15 protein-coding genes are annotated in these 16,218 nt (G+C 74.4%); all 15 read left to right on the top strand.

Annotated features, from left to right (window positions below):
* Positions 1-19 precede the first annotated feature (19 nt).
* The 15 genes from HHX33_RS18770 (at position 20) to HHX33_RS18700 (ending at position 16,192) form a co-directional block, all read left to right on the top strand.
* Positions 20-895, top strand: a complete 876-nt coding sequence (locus tag HHX33_RS18770) for a dihydroorotate dehydrogenase electron transfer subunit (RefSeq protein ID WP_117408568.1) — start codon at positions 20-22, stop codon at positions 893-895.
* A 21-nt stretch (positions 896-916) separates the two neighbouring features.
* Positions 917-1,891 carry a dihydroorotate dehydrogenase gene (locus HHX33_RS18765; protein ID WP_117408569.1) on the top strand — a complete coding sequence of 325 codons (975 nt, stop codon included), beginning with the start codon at positions 917-919 and terminating at the stop codon, positions 1,889-1,891.
* Complete coding sequence (gene pyrF, locus HHX33_RS18760) at positions 1,888-2,598, top strand: orotidine-5'-phosphate decarboxylase (RefSeq protein ID WP_182875742.1); 711 nt, start codon at positions 1,888-1,890, stop codon at positions 2,596-2,598. Before HHX33_RS18765 ends, pyrF begins: the two co-directional genes overlap by 4 nt.
* 229 nt (positions 2,599-2,827) lie before the next feature.
* On the top strand, positions 2,828-3,151 hold the full coding sequence (gene mihF / locus HHX33_RS18755) for an integration host factor, actinobacterial type (RefSeq protein ID WP_030450375.1): 324 nt from the start codon (positions 2,828-2,830) through the stop codon (positions 3,149-3,151).
* A gap of 136 nt (positions 3,152-3,287) precedes the next feature.
* Positions 3,288-3,833, top strand: a complete 546-nt coding sequence (gene gmk / locus HHX33_RS18750) for a guanylate kinase (RefSeq protein WP_244361583.1) — start codon at positions 3,288-3,290, stop codon at positions 3,831-3,833.
* Positions 3,834-3,846: 13 nt separating this feature from the next.
* Positions 3,847-4,110 carry a DNA-directed RNA polymerase subunit omega gene (gene rpoZ / locus HHX33_RS18745; RefSeq protein ID WP_117408572.1) on the top strand — a complete coding sequence of 88 codons (264 nt, stop codon included), beginning with the start codon at positions 3,847-3,849 and terminating at the stop codon, positions 4,108-4,110.
* A 251-nt stretch (positions 4,111-4,361) separates the two neighbouring features.
* Entirely contained in the window at positions 4,362-5,573 is a 1,212-nt protein-coding gene (coaBC, locus tag HHX33_RS18740; RefSeq protein WP_182875741.1) for a bifunctional phosphopantothenoylcysteine decarboxylase/phosphopantothenate--cysteine ligase CoaBC, read from the top strand.
* Positions 5,574-5,666: 93 nt separating this feature from the next.
* Positions 5,667-6,035 (top strand): hypothetical protein, encoded by a 369-nt coding sequence (locus HHX33_RS18735; protein ID WP_117408574.1) that lies wholly within the window; start codon positions 5,667-5,669, stop codon positions 6,033-6,035.
* Between the two features lie 193 nt (positions 6,036-6,228).
* Entirely contained in the window at positions 6,229-7,416 is a 1,188-nt protein-coding gene (gene metK / locus HHX33_RS18730) for a methionine adenosyltransferase (RefSeq protein WP_117408575.1), read from the top strand.
* Between the two features lie 331 nt (positions 7,417-7,747).
* Positions 7,748-9,955: a primosomal protein N' gene (locus tag HHX33_RS18725; protein WP_182875740.1), complete on the top strand. Its 2,208-nt coding sequence runs from the start codon at positions 7,748-7,750 to the stop codon at positions 9,953-9,955.
* Between the two features lie 40 nt (positions 9,956-9,995).
* On the top strand, positions 9,996-11,660 hold the full coding sequence (locus tag HHX33_RS18720) for a hypothetical protein (protein ID WP_117408577.1): 1,665 nt from the start codon (positions 9,996-9,998) through the stop codon (positions 11,658-11,660).
* Positions 11,661-11,683: 23 nt separating this feature from the next.
* On the top strand, positions 11,684-12,925 hold the full coding sequence (locus tag HHX33_RS18715; RefSeq protein ID WP_182875739.1) for a hypothetical protein: 1,242 nt from the start codon (positions 11,684-11,686) through the stop codon (positions 12,923-12,925).
* A 46-nt stretch (positions 12,926-12,971) separates the two neighbouring features.
* The gene (gene def, locus HHX33_RS18710) at positions 12,972-13,520 is read left to right on the top strand and encodes a peptide deformylase (RefSeq protein WP_117408579.1); all 549 of its coding nucleotides are present in this window, start codon (positions 12,972-12,974) and stop codon (positions 13,518-13,520) included.
* Positions 13,520-14,449: a methionyl-tRNA formyltransferase gene (fmt, locus tag HHX33_RS18705; RefSeq protein WP_182875738.1), complete on the top strand. Its 930-nt coding sequence runs from the start codon at positions 13,520-13,522 to the stop codon at positions 14,447-14,449. Before def ends, fmt begins: the two co-directional genes overlap by 1 nt.
* Positions 14,450-14,908: 459 nt before the next feature.
* Positions 14,909-16,192 (top strand): RsmB/NOP family class I SAM-dependent RNA methyltransferase, encoded by a 1,284-nt coding sequence (locus HHX33_RS18700; RefSeq protein WP_220501961.1) that lies wholly within the window; start codon positions 14,909-14,911, stop codon positions 16,190-16,192.
* Positions 16,193-16,218: the final 26 nt, after the last annotated feature.

Genomic DNA, 16,218 nt, shown 5'->3' with positions numbered 1-16,218 from the left:
CGCGAGCGGAGCGAGCGCCATGAGCAGGGAGGACTTAGTGGCCGGGAGTCCGGTTCAGGTCACGGGAACGGTGCTGACGACGCGCCGGGTGGACGCCTACCATGCGCTCACCGTCGTCGCCCCGGGCATCGCCGACCGGTTCCGGCCCGGCCACTTCGTCACGGTCGCCGTGGGCGGTCGGAACACCTCGATGCTCACCCGGCGGGCCTTCACCGTCCACGACGTGAAGCCGGACTACGGTGGCACGGTGGAGCTCGTCTTCGGCGTGCGCGGCGCGGGGACGGCCTGGCTCGCCGACCTCAGGGTGCGCGACACGCTCGACCTGGTCGGCCCGCTGGGCCGGCCCTTCCCGCTGCCCCGCGACCCCTGCACCTGTGTGCTGGTGGGCGACGAGCACGGCGCGGCGGCGCTGTTCGCGCTGGGCGACGCGCTGCAGCAGCGGGGCTGCCGGGTCGACTTCGTGCTCGGGGCGCCGTCGGCCGACCGGGTCTTCGGCGCGCTGCGGGCCCGCCGGATGGGCGAGACGACCACGCTGACCACCGAGGACGGCTCGCTCGGCATGCGCGGCCGGGTGACCGACGTGCTCCCCGGGGTCATCGCCGACGCGCGGGCCGACGTCGTCTACGCCTGCGGCCCGATGGAGACGCTGCGCGGCGTCACCGCGGTCGCGGCCGAGTTCGGCATCCCGGTGCAGGTCGCCGTGGAGGAGCGGATGGCGTGCGGCATCGGCGTCTGCATGACGTGCGTGGTGCCGGTCATCGGCGACGACGGGGTGACCCGGATGGTCCGCGCCTGCGCCGACGGGCCGGTGTTCCGGGGCGAGCGCGTGCGGTTCGACGACGTCGGAACGATCCCGTTCGACGCGCTCGGCGCGCCAGGCGGACGGCATGCCTGAGCCGAGGCGGGGGCGCCGGCGGTGACGGCCGACCTCCGGACCTATCTGGCGCACGTGGAACTGCCCAACCCGATCCTGACCGCCTCCGGCTGCGGCGGGACCGGCCGTGAGCTGGCCCAGTTCTCCGACGTCCACCGGCTGGGCGCGTTCGTCACCCGGTCGATCACCATGGCCCCGCGCGCGGGGCGGCCGACGCCGCGGATGGCCGAGACCCCCTCCGGGCTGCTGAACGCCGTCGGCCTCCAGGGCCCCGGCGTCGAGGCGTTCCTGGAGCGCGAGCTGCCCTGGCTGGCCGAGCGGGGCGCCCGTACGGTCGTGTCGATCGGCGGCGGCACCGTGACCGAGTACACCGCGCTGGCGCGGCGCCTGGCCGGGGTCTCCGGCGTCACCGCCGTGGAGGTCAACCTGTCCTGCCCGAACGTCGAGGACCGCGGCAGGGTGTTCGCCCGCGACGGCTCGGCCGCCGCGGAGGTCGTGGCCTCGGTGCGCGCGGCGACGCCGTACGACGTGCCGGTGATCGCCAAGCTGTCGCCGGACGTGGCGGACGTCGTCGCGGTCGCGCGTGCGTGCGTGGACGGCGGCGCCGACGCCCTCGCGATGATCAACACGCCGGTCGGGATGAGCATCGACGTGGACTCGATGCGTCCCGCGCTCGCCGCCGGCACCGGCGGCCTGTCCGGCCCCGCCGTACGGCCCCTGGCGGTGCGCTGCGTGTGGCAGGTGCACGCGGCGCTGCCCGGGGTGCCGATCGTGGGCATGGGCGGCGTCACGACCGGCAGGGACGCCCTTGAGCTCGTCCTGGCGGGCGCCTGCGCCGTCGCGGTGGGCACGGCCCTGTTCCACGACCCCTACGCCTGCCCGCGCGTCCTGAGGGAGCTGGAGGAGCTTCTGCAGGCGCGCGGGTTCGACCGCCTCGCCGACGTCGTGGGCCTGGCCCACCGCCCGGCGGGCGCGCAACCACGCACACGCACCGATCTGGAGGAGAGTTCGCTTTGACCACGCCCGCCCCCATCGCCGTCGCCCTGGACGCGCCCGACCTGGAGACCGCGGCCCGCTGGGCCGGTCTGGTCACCCCGCACGTCTCCACGGTCAAGGTGGGACTGGAACTTTACCTGCGGTACGGGCCCGACGTGATCGCCTCGGTGCGCGGCGCGAGCGGCGTGCAGGTCTTCCTGGACCTGAAGCTGCACGACATCCCGAACACCGTGGGCGCGGCCGCCAGGGCCGTCGCCCGGCTCAAGCCCACCTACCTGACCGTGCACGCCGCGGGGGGTCCCGCCATGGTCAGGGCGGCCGTCGAGGCGTCCCCCGGCACGCGGATCGCGGCCGTGACGCTCCTGACGTCGCTCTCCGAGGCCGATCTCCGCGAGGTGGGCATCCAGGGACCCCCGGACGAGGCCGCGCGCCGTATGGCCGCCGTGGCCGTCGGAGCGGGCGCGCAGGCCCTCGTCTGCTCGCCCCGGGAGGTCGCCGCCGTGCGGGCCGAGGTCGGCCCGGAGATCACGCTCATCACCCCCGGCGTACGGCCCGCGGGCGCCGGCACCCAGGACCAGGCGAGGGTGGCCACCCCCGAGGACGCGGTCGCCCAGGGGGCCGACCTCCTCGTGATCGGGCGGCCCATCACCGGGGCGCCCGACCCCGGCGCCGCCGCCGCCGCGATCGCCGCCGCGCTGCGCCGCGTGCGCCCTGTGAGCACCCCGTGATCACCCCCTGAAAGTCCCTGAACGTCTCATCGGGCCCGTAACGAAGCGTCATCCGTTCCGGGCCTGCTGAGGCGGTTTTGATCTACCCAGAGTAACTTTTCCAATACTGGAAGTAGTAAAATCAATTTTATGGTCCGAGAAACCTCTCTTGACGTTGCCGTTACGGCCAAGACCAGCTAGTTTCCCCTCCCGTCCGAGTACATCGACAAGAAATTCGAGGTGACCCGGCGTGGCTCTTCCTCCCCTGACCCCCGAGCAGCGCGCCGCAGCTCTTGAGAAGGCCGCCAAGGCACGCAAGGAGCGTGCCGAGGTCAAGAACCGGCTCAAGCACGGCGCGGTTTCTCTGGCTGAGGTGCTGAAGGATGGGCAGACCGACGACGTCATCGGCAAGATGAAGGTCTCGGCTCTGCTGGAGTCGCTCCCTGGCGTCGGCAAGGTCCGCGCCAAGCAGCTCATGGAGCGCCTTGGTATCGCCGAATCCCGCCGTGTGCGGGGTCTCGGCGCCAACCAGCGCGCCTCCCTTGAGCGCGAGTTCGGCGGCGCCGAGAGCTGATCTCGGCGGCGTACGAACGAGTTCACGGGGGTACGGAGTGACCGAAACGTCCTGGTCCGCTGGAGATCGGGCCCATGAGGCGGCGACCGACAGCGGGTCCCGGGCACGCGGAGGTGACTCCACACCCCGCCCGCGCCTGACGGTCCTGTCCGGTCCGTCGGGTGTGGGCAAGTCCACGGTCGTCGCCGAGCTCCGGCGGTCCCACCCGGAGGTGTGGCTGTCGGTCTCGGTGACAACCCGGAAGCCCCGTCCGGGGGAGACGCACGGCGTGGAGTACTTCTTCGCCGGCAACGACGAGTTCGACCGGCTCGTCGCCTCCGGCGAGCTTCTCGAGTGGGCCGAGTTCGCCGGCAACCGGTACGGCACGCCCAGGCGTCCGGTGCTGGAGAGGCTGGCGGCGGGCGTCCCCACTCTGCTGGAGATCGACCTGCAGGGCGCCAGGCAGGTGCGCAGGACCATGCCCGAGGCCCTGCTGGTGTTCCTGGCCCCGCCGAGCTGGGAGGAGCTGGAGCGGCGGCTGCGCGGCCGCGGCACCGAGCCTCCCGACGTGATCGCCCGCCGCCTGGAGGCGGGACGCGTCGAGCTGGCGGCGGAGAAGGAGTTCGACCTCACCCTCGTCAACACGTCCGTCGATGACGTGTGCCACCGGCTGATAACCTTGCTGGGACACTCACCTAGCTAGGGGAATCACTGACGTGGCAAGCAGCGCCGCCTACGCGGAAGGCATCACCAACCCGTCGATCGACTCGCTCCTCGACATCGTCGACAGCAAGTACAGCCTTGTGATCATGGGGGCGAAGCGGGCGCGCCAGATCAACGCCTACTACTCCCAGCTCGGCGAGGGCCTGCTGGAGTACGTCGGGCCCCTCGTGGAGACCCACGCCCAGGAGAAGCCGCTGTCCATCGCCCTGCGCGAGGTCGCCGAGGGCCTGCTGACCTCCGAGCCCATCGAGGGCTGACCCCCGCCCCGCCGGCGGCGACGCGGAGAACCCCGAGCGAGCCGGAGGGGAGCGCCGGCGGTCTGGACCGAGGAGCGAGGGACGAGCGACGAGGGCTGTATTCCTCGCGTGCCTCCGGCACGACCAGCCAGGGGTGAGCGCCTCGATGAGCGACGCGGAGAACCCCGAGCGAGCCGGAGGGGCGCGCCGGCGGTCTGGACTGAGGAGCGAGGGACGAGCGACGAGGGAAGGCGCCGGGTATGAGCGCCCCGATGAGCGAAGCGGGAAACACAGTCGTGCTGGGCGTCAGCGCGGGCATCGCGGTCTACAAGTCCTGCGAGTTGCTGCGCCTCTTCACGGAGTCGGGACACGACGTGCGCGTCGTGCCGACCAGGGACGCCCTGCGTTTCGTCGGCGAGCCGACCTGGGCCGCGCTGTCGGGCAACCCGGTGACCACAGAGGTGTGGGAGTCGGTGCACGAGGTGCCGCACGTGCGCATCGGGCAGTCCGCGGACCTGGTGGTCGTCGCCCCGGCGACGGCGGACGTGCTGGCCCGGGCCGCGCACGGCATGGCGAACGACCTCCTCACGAACACACTGCTCACGGCGCGATGCCCGGTGGTGTTCGCGCCCGCGATGCACACCGAGATGTGGGAGCACCCCGCCACGCGCGCCAACGTGGCGACGCTGCGGGAGCGGGGCGCGGTGGTGATCGAACCCGCGAGCGGCAGGCTCACCGGCGCCGACACGGGCCCCGGGCGGCTGCCGGACCCCGCCGAGATCTTCGAGGTCTGCCGGCGCGTGCTCGCGGGCCGCGGCGGCGATCTGGCGGGGCGGCACGTCGTCGTCTCCGCCGGTGGCACCCGTGAGGCGATCGACCCCGTCCGCTTCATCGGCAACCGCTCCTCGGGGCTGCAGGGATACGCCCTCGCCCGTACGGCCGTCGCCAGGGGCGCGGAGGTCACGCTGGTGTCGGCGAACGTGGCGCTGCCCGACCCGGCGGGCGCGAAGGTGGTGCGGGTGGAGTCGGCGACGCAGCTCCGTGAGGCGGTCCTGGCCGCGGCGGAGCACGCCGACGCCGTCGTCATGGCCGCCGCCGTCGCGGACTTCCGGCCCGTACGGCAGAGCGGCACGAAGATCAAGAAGTCGGCCGCCGAGCCCGATCCAATCCATCTCACGAAAAATCCGGACATCCTGGCTGAGCTGGGGGAGACCCGCCGGGCCGGGGGCAGGACGTACCCCCGGGTGATCGCGGGTTTCGCGGCGGAGACGGACGACGTCCTCGCCAACGGGCGCGCCAAGCTGGAACGCAAGGGCTGCGACCTGCTCGTGGTCAACCAGGTGGGGGAGAACCTCGCGTTCGGCACGCCCGACAACGCCGCGGTCGTCCTCACCGCGGAGGGTGAGTCGGTGGAGATTCCGAGGGGTCCCAAAGAGGATCTCGCCGACGTAGTGTGGAACCTGGTGGTACGGCGTCTCCCCTGACCCCTCGTGGACCTCGACCCCTCGCGGACCTCGCGTGGTGCCGGTGCGGGCGTCCGTGCCCGCCTCCGCAGGGTGCGTCGAGGGAGCGATCGCATGCCGGTGTCCGCCACGATCAGAGAGCGCTGCCGGGCCATGCTCGGCCCCGGCGAGGACATCCGCTATGTCTTTCCCGCGGTGGCCCTGCCTCCTCCTGCCATGATCAGCTTTCTCGTCGTCGTGACGAACCGCTCGGTCACGCTGCTGTCCACCAAGATGCTCACGCGGGACGAGCCGTCGCGGGTGTGGGCCCGCTATCCCCGCCGTACGCGCCTCGGGCCGGTCGAGTTCGGGTCGGGCCCGAGGATCGAGATCGACGGCATGACCCTGGAGGTCGACGACGAGTACGCGGCGGTGGTCGCGGCGGCGGACGCCGAGGCCTTCTCCCCGGGTGACCTGCCCAGAGATCCCCTCCCCGACCTCTGACGAGCGTCCGGGACCCCGGCGGGCGCGTCCTGCCCGCCGCCTGTCGGGGAACCGGTGACGTGGCCGGAACCGGGATGGCTGTGCCGCGCCGCATCGCCTGAGGCTAGACTCGCGTGAGCATCGAATGGCCGCCGGTAGGCCCTACCGCCGGTCCTTCACAGACGTCAGCAGCCGCTGCATGAGGAGCCCAGAGTTGTCCCGTCGCCTGTTCACCTCCGAGTCGGTCACCGAGGGCCACCCGGACAAGATCGCTGACCAGATCAGTGACGCGATTCTCGACGCGATGCTCAAGGACGACCCGAAGAGCCGGGTCGCCGTCGAGACGCTGATCACCACTGGCCAGGTCCACGTCGCCGGCGAGGTGACGACGGAGACCTACGTCGACATCCCCGCCCTGATCCGGGAGAAGATCCTCGAGATCGGGTACGACGCCTCCCACAAGGGCTTCGACGGCGCCTCCTGCGGCGTGTCGGTGTCCATCGGCGCCCAGTCGCCGGACATCGCCCAGGGCGTCGACGACGCCTACGAGCACCGCGAGGGCGAGGGCGCCGACGACTTCGACCGCCAGGGCGCGGGCGACCAGGGCCTGATGTTCGGCTACGCCTGCCGCGAGACCCCCGAGCTGATGCCGCTGCCGATCACGCTCGCGCACCGGATGGCCCGCCGCCTGTCGGAGGTCCGCAAGAACGGGACCGTTCCCTACCTGCGCCCGGACGGCAAGACCCAGGTCACGATCGAGTACGACGGCGACCGGCCGGTCCGCCTCGACACCGTGGTGGTCTCCACCCAGCACGCCCCGGAGATCGACCTGCGGGAGATGCTGGCCCCCGACATCCGCGACCACGTCGTGGAGCCGGTGCTGGCCGACCTGGAGATCGAGACCGAGGGCTACCGCCTGCTGGTGAACCCGACCGGCCGCTTCGAGATCGGCGGCCCGATGGGCGACGCCGGGCTCACCGGCCGCAAGATCATCATCGACACGTACGGCGGCATGGCCCGCCACGGCGGCGGCGCCTTCTCCGGCAAGGACCCGTCCAAGGTGGACCGTTCGGCCGCCTACGCGATGCGCTGGGTCGCCAAGAACGTCGTCGCGGCCGGTCTGGCCGACCGCTGCGAGGTCCAGGTGGCGTACGCGATCGGCAAGGCGCAGCCGGTCGGCCTGTTCGTCGAGACGTTCGGCACCGAGAAGGCGCCGGTCAACGTGATCCAGGACGCGGTGCTCCAGGTGTTCGACCTGCGCCCGGCCGCGATCATCCGCGACCTCGACCTGCTGCGCCCGATCTACTCCGAGACCGCCGCGTACGGCCACTTCGGCCGTGAGGGCGTCTCCTGGGAGTCCACCGACCGGGCCGACGCGCTGCGCACCGCCGCGGGCCTGTGACCCGTCCCTGACGGACCCCGGCGCCGGACTTCGGCGCCGGGCACCTGGCGCTGTCGTCCGGCGCCGCCCTCGCGGCGGCGCCGGACAGGCACCCCCGGCCACGTCAGCCCGGCCCTGCCGGGCCGGGGCCCCGCGAAACCGGCGTGGCCACAGGCGACGACCCCGCGGGCCGGTGCCCTGTCACAGGCGACAGTCCTGGGCGAGCGTCGCCTGCTGCTGTTCGGCGAGCAGGCCGGCGCTCGGCCCGCCGGCCCGGACCCTCGACCGGCTTCGCGCACAGCCCGCGGGCCTGTGGGCGATTGCGGCCCGCCGGGTCTGGTAGGACGTACACGTGACCGAGCCGACCCGTGCCCCTCATCCGCAGGAGGCGCTCCTACCGGCGCCTCCCGCCGCCGGGAAGCGGTTCATCCAGCCCGCCGGGCGGACTCGTGCGGCGGGCACGGAGCGGGCGCGGGCGGGCGCGCGCAAGGGGGCGCGTGAGGCGGCGGCGAGCCTTCCGGTCGCCCGGATCGTGGTGGACACGCCGTTGCCGCACCTGGACCGGCCGTTCGACTACCTCGTCCCCGCCGAGATGGACGCCGAGGCCGTGCCCGGCTGCCGGGTGCGGGTCCGTTTCGCCGGTCAGCTCGCCGACGGTTACCTGCTCGAACGGCTGGCCGAGAGCGAACACGGCGGACGGTTGTCCTTCCTGGAGCGGGTGATCTCCCCGGAGCCCGTTCTCACCCCCGAGATCGCCCGCCTGGCCCGTGCGGTGGCCGACCGCTACGCCGGGACCCTGCCCGACGTCCTGCGGCTGGCGGTGCCGCCGCGGCACGCCCGGGTCGAGGCCGAGGCGCGCACCCCCGTCCGCCGCGCCGATCTCCCCGCGGGCGCCGACGCCGCCGCCCCGGCGGGGAAGGACGCGTACGCGGGTCCGTGGGAGGCCTATCCGGCGGGGGCCTCGTTCCTGGAGGCGCTGGCCGAGGGCAGGGCGCCGCGGGCGGTGTGGACCGCCCTGCCCGGCACGGACGCCGACGGGCCGACGTGGCCCCACGCGATCGCGGCCGCCGCGCGGGTGACGCTGGACGGCGGCCGGGGCGTCGTCGTGGTGGTTCCCGACGGCAGGGACGTGGCCCTGGTGGCCGAGGCCCTGGGCGACACCCCGCACGTCGCGATCACCGCGGACCTCGGGCCCGCCGAGCGATACCGGCGCTGGCTCAAGGCGCTGCGAGGGGAGGCCGGCATCGCGGTGGGCAACCGCCCGGCGGCCTTCGCCCCGGTGGCCCGGCTGGGCCTCGCGGTCATCTGGGACGACGGCGACGACCTGCACGCCGAGCGCCACGCCCCCTATCCCCACGCGCGGGAGGTCCTCGGCCTGCGCGCCCACCAGTCGGGAGCGGGCCTGCTCGTCGGGGGCTACGCCCGCACCGCCGAGGCGACGGCGCTCGTCGACACGGGCTGGGCCGGCCCCCTCGTGCCCGACCGCGCGGTGGTGCGGGCGCGGGCCCCCAGAGTGCGCCCCGCGGGCGACGACGCCGAACTGGCCCGTGACCAGGCGGCCAGGGCCGCCCGCCTGCCCAGCGTCGCCTGGCGGGCGCTGCGCGAGGGCCTGGAGCACGGGCCCGTCCTCGTGCAGGTCCCGCGCAGGGGCTACCTGCCCGCGCTCGCGTGCCGCCACTGCCGCGCTCCCGCCCGCTGCTCGGGCGCGCCGCCGGTCCGCCTCGCCACGGAGCAGTCGCACTCGGAGCAGTCGTACTCAGAGCAGTCGCACTCGGAGCCGTCGTATTCGGGGCCGGTCTGCTCGGGACCGCTGGCCCTGCGGGGCGGGCACGCCATGCCGTACTGCCGCTGGTGCGGCCGGATCGCGGGCGACTGGCGCTGCCCCTCCTGCGGGGGGACCGGCGTGCGGGCCGTCATCGTGGGCGCCCGGCGGACGGCGGAGGAGCTGGGCCGGGCCTTCCCGTCCGTCGCCGTGCGCACGAGCGGACGCGACGGGGTCCTGGCCAGGGTGAGCGGAGCTCCGGCACTGGTCGTGGCCACCCCAGGGGCCGAACCGGTGCCCGACGGCGGCTACGCGGCCGGCGTGCTGCTCGACGGATGGGCCCTGCTCGGCCGTCCCGACCTGCGCGCGGCCGAGGAGACCCTGCGGCGCTGGGCGAACGCCGCCGCGCTGCTGCGGCCTGCGGGCGAGCTGGTCGTCATGGCCGACGCGGCGGTCCCGGCCGTACAGGCCCTGCTGCGGTGGGACACCGTCACCTTCGCCGAGCGGGAGCTCGACGACCGGACCGAGCTGGGCTTCCCGCCGGCCGTGCGGCTGGCCACGCTGACCGGCCCGGCGGCGGCCGTCAGGGAGACGCTGGCGGACGCCGGTCTGCCCGCCGGGGCGCAGGTGCTGGGGCCGGTGCCGGTGGACGGCGGGATGGAGCGCGCCATGGTCCGGGTGCCGCGTCACCTCGGCTCCGCGCTCGCCCGCGCGCTCAAGGGCGCCTCCGGGGTGCGCTCGGCACGCAAGGCACCGGAGGTGGTCCGAGTGAACATTGATCCGCTCGATCTCATCTGACCGATTCGCCTCGCACAAAGCGAGCCGTTAGCGTGCGTGTGTGTCGATCGAATGGGTGAACCGGGCCGTCGACGGCCTCCGCGCCTGGGGGCGGGAGAGGAACGTCGAGGTCGACGTCGACGAGGTACGGCTGCTGTGCGACTACGCCAGCGACTATCTGGAGGTCAACGAGCTGGGCGATTTCCGGCCGGGGACCTTCGAGGAGCTCCTGCTGGAGATCTACCCGCGCAAGGTCATCGCGCCGCCCGAGAGCGCGCCGGAGACCGTGGCCGCGGCGCGCACGCTGGTCGAGTTCCTCCTGGACACGGGCGAGATCGGCGGCAAGACCGCCGCCCGGATGCGGGCGACGATCGACGAGATCGAGCCCGAGATGCCCCGGGCGCTCGCCGACACGTCCAAGTTCGGCATGGCCAAGAGCCTGTTCAGCGCCATCGGCCCCGACTCGCTGGAGCTCGACGCCGCGGGCGGCCGGGCCGAGGGGGAGACGGACGGCCCCGACTGCGACTGCCCCGGCTGCGCGCCGCTGCCGCCCGTACGGCTCGCGCCGGCCGAGGAGGTGGCGCGGGCGGCGCGCGAGGTGCCGCTGCTGGTCGACGCCCACCGCGTGGTGACGTGGCTGGCGGAGGGCCGCCGCACCCTCACCCTGCGCCGCTCGCTGCGCGCCGCGGACGCCCGCGCGATCAGGGACGGCCTCGGCGTACGACGCCCCGAGGCCGCCTGGCGCCTGGCGCTCGAACTGGGGCTGGCGCACGCCGGCCCTCCGGCCGTCGAGGCGGCCGAGGGCTTCCGCGACCTGGCGGAGCGCGGCGACGAGGAGGTGCTCGACCTGTGGACGGGGGCGCTGGAGCTGCTGATCGAGGGCCTGGTGCCGCTGACCGGCGAGCGGGTGGTCGACGACGGGATGGCCCAGATCCACGACCTGCTCTACCGGCTGCAGTCGCCCGTCCCGGTGGACGCGCTCGCCGACTACCTGCGTGAACTGGCCGACGGGCGGCCGGTGGGGCGGCTGGACGAGGCGCTGACCGGCCTGGCGTACGCGGGAACGGTCCAGCGTACGGAGGACGGCCTGGCCCTCACCACGCACGCCCTGTGGGGCCTGCGCGAGGTGTACGCGGGCATGGGCATGGACGCGCCGCTCGCCCCCGACCTGGCCGAAGGCGACGCGAGCGGCCTCATCGCGGGCCTCATCGGCGACGGCCCGGCGGACGAGGCGGCCGAACGGGACATCGCAGAGTGGCTGTCCCGCCGTACGCCCGAGCAGGCCGCGGCGGAGCTGCTGGCCGCCGTCGCGGGCGCCCCGGCGGAGGTGCGCGGGGTCGCGGTGACGATCGTCGACCGGCTGGGCCGGGAGGCGGCTCCCGTCGTGCGGTCCTACCTGGACGACACCGAGCTTCGCCCGCACGCCATCCACTGGCTGTCCTCGCGCGGCCTGGAGGCCCCCGCGCTCACGCCGGAGGAGGTGCTGTGGATGAGCGTCGACATGCTGGCGCTGGCGCTGCCCGCCGCCGAGGCCGACCCCGAGGGCTTCGCGGAGAACATCGCGGCCTCCGGCCCGCCCCCGCATCTGATCGAGGACATGTGGCGGGTGGAGCACCCCGACGTCGTCGAGGTCCTGGAGCTGCTCGGCAACACGCTGCGGGACCAGGCCGCCGCGAAGGCCGCCCGGAAAGCGGCCTTCAAGGCACGTTCGCGGGGCATCAGGTGACTGCTGTGCAGTAAGTTGCTGGAATGGCCGACAGCGACGTGCTCACCTTCCCGCCGGTCGACATCGCCCCCGACGAGGAGCTCGTCCACGCGGTCCGGGAGGTCCCCCTCGTACGCGACGCCCGCCGCCTCGCCGAGTGGGTCGGGGGCCGCTGCGCGGCCTCCCCCCAGGGCGTCTGCGAGGTGACCGAGGAGGGGCTGCCGCACCCGGCCGAGGCGGAGGCGGTCGTCGCCGCGCTGGACCTGGCGGCCGCCCGGCTCCGGCTGCTGTGGGTGGTCGCGGTGAACGGCCGTCTCGTGGAGGTCACCCGCCAGGGCGCCCGCCCCGGGCCGGGGGTGCCCGACCCCATGGAGTTCTGGGACGGCGTGGTCATGGACGTGCTCGACCGGACCGAGGAGGGCCTCACCGGCTCGGCCGTGGTCGACGAGCACCTCACCGAGATCCTCGCCACGATCTACTCGGTGCGCGAGGGCATGCCGCTCGCGGCGCTCGCCGGCGGCATCCTGCAGGCGCACGAGGTGGGATGCGAGGCGCGGCCGGCCGACCTGCGGCGGCTGCGGATGACCCTGCCGGGCGAGCTGTCGGCGGCGATGGCGCTGCTGGAGTACTGCGGGCTGATCGAGCTGACCGGCGAGCTGGTCCGCCTCAGCCAGCCGGGCGTGTGGGCGGTGCGCCGCGACCTGCTGCGGGAGGGACACGACGCTCCGTCCCTGGGCGAGGTGGCCGCGCTGGCCGAGCTGGGGGCCGCCGACCTCATCGACGCGATGCTGCACGGCCGGGCGTCCGCCAGCGCCGCCACCCTCTGGCTGGAGCGCCGGGTCCCGGAGGACGCCGCGCGGGAGCTGATCAAGATCGCCGCGTCGGGCGACGCGGCCCAGCGCGGCACCGCGGGGACCGTGCTGGAGGAGCTCGGCCCCGAGGCCGCGCAGGCCGTACGGGAGGCCCTGGACGAGCCGATGATGTGGCGCTACGCCGCGGCCTGGCTGGGCGTGCGAGACCTGGAGGCGCCCGCGCTCGGCGAGGGCGACGGCGCCTGGGTGGCGGTGGACACCCTCGCCGCCCTGCTCTACATCGGCGCCCCGGTCGACTCCGTGGCCCACTTCGACCTGCTCGGCGAGGACCTGCTCGCGCTGGTGCCCGAGATGGGCCGGGCCGACCACCCCGACGCCCTCGCCGTGCTGGAGATGCTCGGCCGGCACCACCCCGATCCGCTGATCGCGAAGACGGCCAGGAAGACGGCGATGAAGGTGCGGTCGCGCACATAGACTGTGGTGATCCTCCTCGTGTATGTGACGTGAACGGAGCCGACCCTTGGCCATTCAGCCGATCCGCCTGTTCGGCGACCCCGTGCTGCGCACGCCGGCCGAGCCGGTGGTCGACTTCGACAAGGAGCTGCGCAGGCTCGTGAAGGACCTGACCGACACGATGATGGACGCGCCGGGCGCCGGGCTCGCCGCGCCGCAGATCGGCGTCGGGCTGCGCGTGTTCACCTACTACGTGGACGAGCAGCTCGGCCACGTGATCAACCCCGATCTCGACCTCGGCGACGAGCTGGACGAGGAGGGCGAGGAGGGCTGCCTCTCCTTCCCCGGCCTGTCCTTCCCCACGCCGCGGGCGATCCGGGCGGTCGCCAAGGGCTTCAACATGCACGGCGAGCCGGTGACGATCGAGGGCACCGACATCATGGCGCGCTGCTTCCAGCACGAGACCGACCACCTGGACGGCGTGCTGTTCATCGACAGGATGGACACGAAGCAGCGCAAGCTCGCCATGAAGGCGATCCGCGAGGCCGAGTGGAGCGGCCTGTCGGCCCCGGTGGTGAAGATCTCGCCGCACGCCACGCAGGGACGGGCCCTGTAGTGCGCCTGGTCTTCGCCGGCACCCCCGACACCGCGCTGCCGTCGCTGCGCGCCCTGCTGGACTCGCCCCGGCACGAGGTGGCGGCCGTCGTCACCCGGCCGGACGCGCAGTCGGGCCGGGGGCGGAAGGTGCACCCCAGCCCGGTGGCCCAGCTCGCGGAGGAGTCGGGCATCGAGGTGCTCAGACCGGCGAAGGCCGGCGACCCGGACTTCCTCGACCGGCTGCGGGCGATCGGCCCGGACTGCTGCCCGGTGGTCGCCTACGGCGCGCTGCTTCCGCAGACGGCCCTCGACATCCCGCCTCACGGCTGGATCAACCTGCACTTCTCCGTGCTGCCGGCGTGGCGGGGCGCGGCTCCCGTCCAGCACGCCGTACTGCACGGTGACGACGTCACCGGCGCCTCGACCTTCCGCATCGTGAAGGAGCTGGACGCCGGGCCGGTCTTCGGCGTGCTGACCGAGCCGATCCGTGACGACGACACCAGCGGCACGCTGCTGGCCCGGCTCGGCGAGGCGGGCGCGGGCCTGCTGCTGGCCACGCTGGACGGCGTCGAGGACGGCGCCCTGGAGGCGCGCCCGCAGCCCGCGGACGGCGTCAGCCTCGCCCCGAAGATCGAGGTCGACGACGCGCGCGTCGACTGGGCCGCGCCCGCGATGCGGGTGGACCGGCTCGTGCGCGCCTGCACTCCGGCTCCCGGCGCCTGGACGGAGTTCCGCGGCCAGCGGGTCAAGATCGGCCCGGTGCGGCTCGCCCCCGACGCGGACAAGCTCGCCCCCGGCGAGATCGCGGCCACCAGGAAGACCGTGCTCGTCGGCACCGCCAGCCACCCCGTCGAGCTCGGCGAGGTGCAGCCGCAGGGCAAGCGGCAGATGACCGCCGCCGAGTGGGGCCGCGGCGTTCGCTTCGCCGACGGTGAGACGCTGGTCTGAGGGACCCGGTGGCCACCACCACCGACGTGACCGGGCGGTGCCGCGTCGAGGCGGACGCGTTCCGGGCGGTGCACGGCGCGGGCGGAACGTTCGCCGGGCGGCGGGGTGGCGGAGGAAGGCGCTAGGGTTGCCCGCTGGTTCACGGATGACAGGGTCGAGGGTGGCAGGGTCGAGGGTGGCAGGGTGAAGCAGGGCAGGGGCCAGGGCGGCGACGCCGGGGGCGGCGCGCCGCGCGGCCGGCGGGGCGGCCAGGCAGAGGGCCGGGGCGGCGGACAGAACGGTGGCCAGGCCGGCGGCCAGGGTGGCGGACCGCGCGGCGGTGCCGGCCGGGCCCGGCCGGGACGCGGCGCGCAGACGGGGCACGCCGGGCAGGCCGCCCCCGAGGCGAGGACCGGGCAGCGGAGGCAGGGCCGTGGCCGCCCGCCGCGTGACGAGGCGCGTAACGCCGCCTACGACCTGATGCGGGCCGTCGACGAGCGTGACGCGTACGCCAACCTGCTCATGCCCACGCTGCTGCGGCAGCGGCGGATCACCGGCCGGGACGCCGCCCTCGCCACCGAGCTGGCCTACGGGACGCTGCGCGGCCTCGGCACCTACGACGAGGTGATCGCCGCGTGCAGCGACCGCCCGCCGGAGAAGGTCGACCCGCCGCTGCTCGACGCGGTGCGTCTCGGCGTGCACCAGCTTCTGCGCACCCGGATCCCGCCCCACGCCGCGGTCAGCGCCACCATCGACCTCGTGCGGCTGCGCGTCGGGCCGGGCCCGTCCAAGTACGCCAACGCCGTGCTGCGGAAGGTCGCGGGCCGGACGCTGGAGCAGTGGCTGGAGATCGTGGCGCCGCCCCGCGAGGAGGACCCGGCCGGCCACCTCGCCGTCAGCTACAGCCATCCGCGCTGGATCGTCACCGCGTTGCGCGACGCGGTCGGCGGCGACCTGGACGAGACGGCCGCGCTGCTGGAGGCCGACAACGAGCGGCCCCGGGTGGCGCTGGTGGCGCGGCCCGGGCGGGCCACGGTGGAGGAGCTGTTCGCCGCCGGGGCGGAGCCCGGCGCCTACTCGCCGTACGCCGCGTATCTGCCGGAGGGCGACCCCGGCTCCCTCGCGGCGGTGGGGGAGGCGCGGGCGGCCGTTCAGGACGAGGCCAGCCAGCTTGTCGCGCTCGCGCTGACCCGTGTGCCGCTCGACCACGACACGACCTGGCTGGACATGTGCGCGGGTCCCGGCGGGAAGGCCGGGCTGCTCGACGCGGTGGCCACGGAGCGGGGCGCCCGGCTGCTCGGCGCCGACCTGCAGTATCACCGCGCCCGTCTGGTCTGGGGCACCACCCGCGAGGCGAAGGTGATCACGGCGGACGGCACCCGGCCCGCGTGGCGGCCCGGCGCGTTCGACCGGGTGATGCTCGACGCCCCCTGCACCGGGCTCGGCGCGCTGCGCAGACGGCCGGAGGCCCGGTGGCGGCGCGACCCCCGGAGCATCCCCGAGCTCACCGCGTTGCAGCGGCGGCTGCTCGACTCGGCGCTGGAGGCCGTCAGGCCGGGCGGCGTCGTGGCGTACGTGACCTGCTCGCCGCACCTGGCCGAGACCCGCGCGGTGGTGGAGGACGTGCGCGACCGGGCCGAGGTGCTGGACGCGCGCGCGTTCCTGCCCGAGGTCCCAGGGCTCGGCGACGGGCCGTACGCGCAGTTCTGGCCGCATCGGCACGGCACCGACGCGATGTTCCTGGCGCTGCTGCGCCGTCCCTGAAGGGCGTCCTCGCCACGGGTTCCCGG

This window comes from Microbispora sp. H10670 (genome assembly GCF_014161385.1).
GTDB lineage: Bacteria > Actinomycetota > Actinomycetes > Streptosporangiales > Streptosporangiaceae > Microbispora > Microbispora triticiradicis.
Note: the sequence above shows the minus strand (reverse complement) of the source record. Positions and strands in the feature narration are given on the sequence as shown.

Excerpts from the sequence above, each read along its gene's own strand:
- HHX33_RS18770 (WP_117408568.1), top strand. The coding sequence starts at position 20 with ATGAGCAGGGAGGACTTAGTGGCCGGGAGTCCGGTTCAGGTCACGGGA.
- coaBC (WP_182875741.1), top strand. The coding sequence starts at position 4,362 with ATGAGCGAAGCGGGAAACACAGTCGTGCTGGGCGTCAGCGCGGGCATC.
- HHX33_RS18735 (WP_117408574.1), top strand. The coding sequence starts at position 5,667 with ATGCCGGTGTCCGCCACGATCAGAGAGCGCTGCCGGGCCATGCTCGGC.
- HHX33_RS18715 (WP_182875739.1), top strand. The coding sequence starts at position 11,684 with ATGGCCGACAGCGACGTGCTCACCTTCCCGCCGGTCGACATCGCCCCC.
- HHX33_RS18700 (WP_220501961.1), top strand. The coding sequence starts at position 14,909 with ATGCGGGCCGTCGACGAGCGTGACGCGTACGCCAACCTGCTCATGCCC.